This window comes from Methylobacterium frigidaeris (assembly GCF_022179185.1).
In the GTDB taxonomy this organism is placed as follows: domain Bacteria; phylum Pseudomonadota; class Alphaproteobacteria; order Rhizobiales; family Beijerinckiaceae; genus Methylobacterium; species Methylobacterium frigidaeris.
This window is the reverse complement of sequence record NZ_BPQJ01000105.1, coordinates 1-4,201: the sequence shown is the minus strand read 5'-3', so window position 1 is coordinate 4,201 and position 4,201 is coordinate 1. Positions and strand designations below refer to the sequence as shown.

The following is a 4,201-nucleotide window of genomic DNA, read 5'->3' as shown; positions in this document are numbered from 1 at the left end:
ATGGGTGGTCGTATAGGCCTCGGAATTTGCCCCGTCAACTCCCTTTGTGACGCTCTCGCGACACAGAGCCCATTCCTCGGGTCCCCTCCCCTGCAAGGTTCGGGCGGAAGCCCGTCGTGCGGGAGCTGGCCCAATCGCTGCGTTGGATCGATGTGAAAGGAGAGTGCCGCTTGACGGGAGGTTTCAACTTCCGGAAAAACGGCCCCCATCCGGCAAACGGATTAGGCCGAATGACAGGCCGCCTCGATCGCGAAAGTCGCCGTCTTGATGAACACCCCTGTCGTTGCAGCTCCCTCCGCTAGACCCGCCGCTCCAACGGTATTCCGAACCGTGTCCGCGATTGGAAAGGGCGCACGGGCGGAGTTGAAGGGGCAGAGGCCGTCGATCCTCTGGATGACCGGCCTGTCCGGTGCCGGCAAGTCGACCATCGCGAACAGGGTCGAGGAGGCGCTGTGGCGGTGTGGCCATCACACTATGCTGCTCGATGGCGACAACATGCGCTTCGGGCTCAACAATGACCTTGCCTTCACGGATGCCGATCGGGTCGAGAACATCCGGCGGACCGCGGAGGTGGCCAAGCTGATGCTGGAGGCGGGGCTGATCGTGATCTGCTCCCTGATCTCGCCCTTCCGGCGCGAGCGGATGCTGGCGCGCCAGCTGGTCGGCGCGGACGAGTTCCTCGAGGTCTTCGTCGACGCCCCTCTCGACCTGTGCAAGCAGCGTGATCCGAAGGGACTCTACGCCCGCGCGCTCGCCGGGCAGATCCCGAACTTCACCGGCATCTCTTCGTCCTACGAGCCCCCGGAGGCACCGGAAATCCATTTGCGGACCGACATGCACGACGTCGATGCGCTGGCCGAGCAGATCCTGGACGTGTTGCGGCGCAGGGGTGTCACGGTCTGTGGTCCGTGATCGCCCGCATCGCATGAGGCGGATGCGCGGCGAGCGGTAGTCCGGCCCGCAGCGGCACGCTATGTTGCAATGCAACATGACGCGGCGCCGGAGCGGAGCAAGGCGATGGTCGAGCTGATACCCGTGGCGGAGGCGGCCGGATTCACGGCAGGGTGCCTCGCCATTCACGCTGCCCGAAACTGGGCCGAGACCCTGACGCCGATCCTGACCTATCTGGTCTTCGCCCTGGGCGTCTGCCTGTTGATCGTCGCGGGCATCCAGAACGCGTCCGATCCGGACCAGCTCGTCGCGATGATGACTCAGGCGATGGCGACGTACTGACGATCAGGCAGCCGGGGGCGATGAGGCCTGGGGCGATGCCTCGGCCTTGGCCCCCTCGGCGCATTTGAGGCAGAGCTGGCGCTTGGCGAGCAGGGCGGCGACCGCGTTCGCGCCCTCGAAGCTCACGACGTGGCCGCATTCGAGCACGTTGAGCACCCGCTGATCGGGATCGTCGCGCTCGCCCGACGGATAGCAGCGAATCGCCGTCACGCGGCGCATCGGGATCTCAGCCTGCATGGCGATGCCCTGGAACCTCGTCTCGGGGCGGCGGGACGGCCGCGCCGCGCGGCCTCGGCTTCGTGCCGGGGTCGCGCCGGCCGCTCCATAGCACGGACGACGCCTGAACGCATGGGGTCTCGGCCCGCGTCATGTCGCAGTGGTATGCCAGATGCATGACTGCGGTCGCACTCCAGGCTCCCCGGCGGGGATACTCTGTACGAGGATCGGCGCCGCCCCTACACCGGAGCGCCCGCCGGCGCCGTCATCGGCGGCCGGCCCCGCCGTCGGGCGGCGCAACCGGTTCAAGGATCAAGAGGAAACGTCACGGTGAGGGATTTCTCGAAGCCCGGGCGCTCGCCCGTCTACGCCGCCAACGCCGCCGTCGCGACGTCGCACCCGCTCTCGACGCTCGCGGCGGTCGAGGTCTTGCGCGCGGGCGGCAACGCGGTCGATGCCGGCATCGCCGCGGTGGCGGTGCAATGCGTCGTCGATCCCCTGATGACCGGCATCGGCGGCGACTGCTTCGCCCTCTACGCGCCGAGGGGCGCCACGACGCCGATCGCCCTCAACGGCTCCGGCCGCAGTCCGGCGGCCGCGCACGATTCCTGGTTCCTCGAGCGCGGCATCACGCTGACCCCGACGTCGCCCCACGCCGTCACGGTGCCGGGAGCGGTCGCCGCCTGGGCGAAGCTTCTGGAGGATCATGGCACGCGCAGCCTCGGCGAGCTGCTGCAGCCGGCGATCCGCTACGCCGAGGAAGGCTACCCGGTCCAGCCGCGCGTCGCCCTCGACTGGTCGCGCAGCGTCGAGCGCGTCGCCGGTGATCCGGCCTCCGCCGCGGCCTACCTGATCGACGGGGAGGCGCCGAAGGTCGGCACGATCATGCGCCATCCCAAGCTCGCCGCCACGCTCCGGCGCATCGCGGAGCAGGGCCCGCGCGGCTTCTACGAGGGGCCCGTGGCCGAAGACATCGTCGCGCGCCTGCGCGACCTCGGCGGCCTGCACACCCTCGACGACTTCGCCTCAGCCGCGCCGGAGGTCGTCACCCCGGTCACCACCCGCTACCGCGGCTACGACGTCTACGAGTGCCCGCCGAGCGGCCAGGGCCTCGCGGTGCTGATGATGCTCAACGTGCTGACGCATCACGACGTCTCAGGCCTGTCCGAACTCGACCGGGTCCACCTCTTCGCCGAGGCCTGCAAGCAGGCCTATCATCACCGCGACGCGCTCTTCGCCGATCCGGTGCTGAACCGGGTGCCGGTGGAGCACCTGCTCTCCGAGGCCTGGCGGGCGAGCGCCCACGGCGCCATCGACATGGCCCGCGCGCAGGAGCCGGTGATCTGGCAAGAACTTCCTAACCAAGAGCTGGCCCACAAGGACACGGTGTACCTGAGCGTCGTCGACCGGGACGGCAACGCGCTCTCGCTGATCAACTCGATCTTCCAGGGCTTCGGCAGCGGCATCACCGCGCCGGAAAGCGGGGTGCTGCTGCACAATCGCGGCCTGTCCTTCCGCATCGATCCGGGCCACCCGAACACGATCGGGCCGAGGAAGCGGCCGATGCACACCATCATCCCGGGCATGCTGATGCGGGACGGCGAGACGGTGGCCCCCTTCGGCGTGATGGGCGGGCATTACCAGGCGATGGGCCATGTCGAGCTTCTGACCGGCATCCTCGACCGCGGCCTCGACGTGCAGGAGGCGCTCGACGCGCCCCGTAGCTTCGCCTATGGCGGCGGGATCGAGATGGAGCCGGGGTTTTCGCCCCACGTGGTCGCCGGCCTCGAGGCGCGGGGCCATCGCATCATCCCGGCCTCCGGCCCGATCGGCGGCGGCCAGATCATCTGGATCGACCGGAAGGCCGGCGTGCTCGCCGCGGGCTCCGACCCGCGCAAGGACGGCAACGCACTCGGCTATTGAGGTCACAACCATGCCCTTCAGCATCGACGCCGCCGCGGCGGCGCTCCTCGACGCCCGCCGCACCCGCACCCGCCTCGACGCCCTGCCAGAGGGCGCCCGGCCGGAAAGCGAGGCGGAGGCCTACGCGGTGCAGGACGCGGTCGCCCGGGCGCTGGGTCCGGTCGCCGGCTGGAAAGTCGGAGCGCCGAGCGCCACCGCCAACCCGGCCCGGGCCGCACTCCACGCCGACACGATCTTCGCGAGCGATGCCGGGAGCTGCACCCTGCCGGCCTCGCTGTTCCACGTGATCGGGGCGGAGGCCGAGATCGCCTACCGCTTCGCCCGCGATCTGCCGCCGGAGGCGGGTCCCTACGACCGCGACGCGGTGCTGGCGGCGATCGCCACGATGCATCCGGCGATCGAGATCGCCGATACCCGGTTCGCGACCTTCGGTGCGGTCGATGCCCCTAGCCAGCGCGCCGACCAGCAGAATCACGGCGTGCTGGTGCTCGGGCCCGGGCTGACCGCGTGGCGCGGCCTCGACCCGGTAGCCCAGCCGGTTCGGCTCACCGTCGACGGGACGGTTCTGCACGATCGCGTCGGCGGCAACTCGGCGGTCGACCCGGTGCGCCTGCTGGTCTGGCTCGCCAACGAAGGGGCCCGGTCCCTCGGCGGGATCAAGGCCGGCCAGGTCGTCACCACCGGCTCCTGCACCGGCACGGATTTCGTGACGGCGCCGACCCGGATGGCGGCGGACTTCCCGGGCCTCGGCAGCGTGACGCTGGCGATCGCTTGATACCCTCGCGCCTTCGCATCGACGCGTCGATGCGAAGGCGACCGGCGCATCAGC

The 4,201-nt window shown here is 70.0% G+C and carries 5 protein-coding genes; 4 read left to right on the top strand and 1 reads right to left on the bottom strand.

The window, feature by feature from the left end; all coding sequences use genetic code 11:
- The first annotated feature begins 267 nt into the window (after nucleotides 1-267).
- Nucleotides 268-912, top strand: coding sequence for an adenylyl-sulfate kinase (cysC, locus tag MFF64_RS36355; RefSeq protein ID WP_099901353.1), 645 nt, complete (start codon nucleotides 268-270; stop codon nucleotides 910-912).
- Nucleotides 913-1,017: 105 nt separating this feature from the next.
- Nucleotides 1,018-1,233 carry a hypothetical protein gene (locus MFF64_RS36350; protein ID WP_133123309.1) on the top strand — a complete coding sequence of 72 codons (216 nt, stop codon included), beginning with the start codon at nucleotides 1,018-1,020 and terminating at the stop codon, nucleotides 1,231-1,233.
- Between the two features lie 3 nt (nucleotides 1,234-1,236).
- Here MFF64_RS36350 and MFF64_RS36345 read toward each other — a convergent pair whose 3' ends face one another.
- On the bottom strand, nucleotides 1,237-1,470 hold the full coding sequence (locus tag MFF64_RS36345; protein ID WP_099901351.1) for a hypothetical protein: 234 nt from the start codon (nucleotides 1,468-1,470) through the stop codon (nucleotides 1,237-1,239).
- Nucleotides 1,471-1,779: 309 nt separating this feature from the next.
- On the opposite strand from MFF64_RS36345, the gene ggt reads away from it, so the two are divergent.
- Together ggt and MFF64_RS36335 are read left to right on the top strand one after the other, a co-directional pair.
- A complete protein-coding gene (gene ggt / locus MFF64_RS36340; protein WP_099905519.1) occupies nucleotides 1,780-3,372 on the top strand; it encodes a gamma-glutamyltransferase in 1,593 nt (530 codons plus the stop codon).
- Between the two features lie 10 nt (nucleotides 3,373-3,382).
- Nucleotides 3,383-4,147, top strand: a complete 765-nt coding sequence (locus MFF64_RS36335; RefSeq protein WP_099905521.1) for a 2-keto-4-pentenoate hydratase — start codon at nucleotides 3,383-3,385, stop codon at nucleotides 4,145-4,147.
- Nucleotides 4,148-4,201: the final 54 nt, after the last annotated feature.

Coding starts and splice junctions, on each gene's coding strand:
- cysC (WP_099901353.1), top strand. CDS start 268: ATGAACACCCCTGTCGTTGCAGCTCCCTCCGCTAGACCCGCCGCTCCA.
- MFF64_RS36345 (WP_099901351.1), bottom strand. CDS start 1,470: ATGCAGGCTGAGATCCCGATGCGCCGCGTGACGGCGATTCGCTGCTAT.
- MFF64_RS36350 (WP_133123309.1), top strand. CDS start 1,018: ATGGTCGAGCTGATACCCGTGGCGGAGGCGGCCGGATTCACGGCAGGG.
- MFF64_RS36335 (WP_099905521.1), top strand. CDS start 3,383: ATGCCCTTCAGCATCGACGCCGCCGCGGCGGCGCTCCTCGACGCCCGC.